The following is a 1834-nucleotide window of genomic DNA, read 5'->3' on the forward strand; positions in this document are numbered from 1 at the left end:
GGTTTGTTTGGCTATTCTTTGACGGCTCCTGCGGCGAGGCCGGACTGCCAGTATTTCTGCAGGAGGAGGAAGGCGATGACCAGGGGGATGATGGTGATCAGGCTTCCGGTGATGACCAGGTTCTGGATGGCCTGCCCGCCCGCGGTGCTGGCCTGGTCCTTCCACTGGTTCAGGCCGATCGTCAGCGGGTACCAGTCCGCGTCCTTGAGCATGATCAGGGGCAGGAAGTAGTTGTTCCAGGTCGCCACGATAGTGAACAGGGCGCAGGTCACGATCCCCGGCGCCAGCAGAGGCAGGCTGATCGTGCGGAAGGTGCGCCACTCCGAGGCGCCGTCCACGCGCGCCGCCTCCAGCAGCTCCCCCGGCACCGCCTGGTCCGAGAAGATCCACATCAGATACAGGCCGAAGGGGCTGATCAGGCTGGGAATGATCATCGCCCAGGGCGTGTCCGTCAGCCCCAGCTTGGCGAACAGCAGGAACTGGGGGACCGCCAGCGCGATGCCCGGCACGCTGATCGCGCCCAGCACCACCGCGAACACCGCCTTGCGGCCCGGGAACCGGAACTTGGCCAGCGCATATCCGCCCATCACCGCCAGCAGCGTTGCCCCGCCCGCGCCCACCACCACATACAGGAGCGTGTTCGCCAGCCAGCGGGCGAAGATCCCCTGCTGGTAGGAGAACACCTCCCGAATGTTGTCCCACAAGGCGAACGTTCGGCCCGGCCCCAGGCCGAACGTGCTCGTGAAGTCCGCCTGCGTCTTCGTCGCGTTCACCAGCAGGTAGGCGAAGGGGAACAGGCAGTACAGGGCGAACACGCCGCACGCCAGCGTCAGCCACACCGACCGGCGCGGATTCGACGGGTTCGAGAATCCGCTCGACGCCGCTCGACGCCGCTCCGCCCGCTCGTCCGCCGCCACGCGCCTAGCCCGCGCACGCTCGGCCGCACGCACCCTGCGGCCCTCAGCATCCAGCACGCTCATCGCATCTGCTCCCTCATGCTCCGCAGCTGCACCGCATACGCCACCAGCATCGTCAACGCCGCCATCACAATAGCCAGCGCAGCCGCATAATTGGACTGATTGCCCGAAAAACTCAGATTATACGCATACATGTTCGGCGTGTAATACGTCGTGATCGCATTGCCAGGCACCATGTTCTGCATCACGCTCGGCTCGTTGAACAGCTGGAAAGAGCCGATGATGCTGAAAATCACCGTGATCGCCAGCGAGCCCCGCAGCTCCGGCAGCTTCACCCGGCGCACCACCTGCCACTCGCTCGCCCCGTCGATCGCAGCCGCCTCATACAAGGAGCGCGGCACCGTCGACAGCGACGAATAGAAGATCAGCATGTTATACCCCGTGAACTCCCACGTATTGATGTTCCCGATCGCCGCCAAAAGCACCGACGGCTGCAGCACATCCACATGCGTGCCCAGCCACGCGTTCAGCGAGCCCACCAGCCCGTACTTCGCCCCATACATGAACCCCCACACCAAAGCCGACACCACCGCCGGCACCGCATACGGCAGAAACGTCGAAATACGGAAGAACCGCATCCCATGCAGACGCAGCGAATCCAAGGCCAAAGCCATCAGCGCCGACAAGCACAGCATGATCGGCACCTGCACCACCGTGAACACCACCACCCGACGCACCGACGACCAGAACTGCCCATCAGCCATCAGACGACGATAATTGGCCAACCCAACAAACACCGTCCCGCCAACCATCCGATGCTGAAACAAGGAAATCCACACCGCATACAACACCGGCACCACAAACACCACCACAAACACCAACGCAAACGGCCCCATAAACAACCAACCACGCCAACG

2 protein-coding genes are annotated in these 1834 nt (G+C 63.4%); both read right to left on the reverse strand.

Annotated features, from left to right (window positions below):
* Window positions 1-11: 11 nt before the first annotated feature.
* Window positions 12-980, reverse strand: coding sequence for a carbohydrate ABC transporter permease (locus DKK75_RS07965; protein WP_110452897.1), 969 nt, complete (start codon window positions 978-980; stop codon window positions 12-14).
* A partial coding sequence (locus tag DKK75_RS07970) for a carbohydrate ABC transporter permease (protein ID WP_110452898.1) occupies window positions 977-1834 on the reverse strand: 858 nt, incomplete at its 5' end. The genes DKK75_RS07970 and DKK75_RS07965, both read right to left, overlap by 4 nt.

The organism is Bifidobacterium asteroides (assembly GCF_003202695.1).
Classification (GTDB): Bacteria; Actinomycetota; Actinomycetes; order Actinomycetales; family Bifidobacteriaceae; genus Bombiscardovia; species Bombiscardovia asteroides_G.

Coding starts and splice junctions, on each gene's coding strand:
- DKK75_RS07965 (WP_110452897.1), bottom strand. CDS start 980: ATGAGCGTGCTGGATGCTGAGGGCCGCAGGGTGCGTGCGGCCGAGCGT.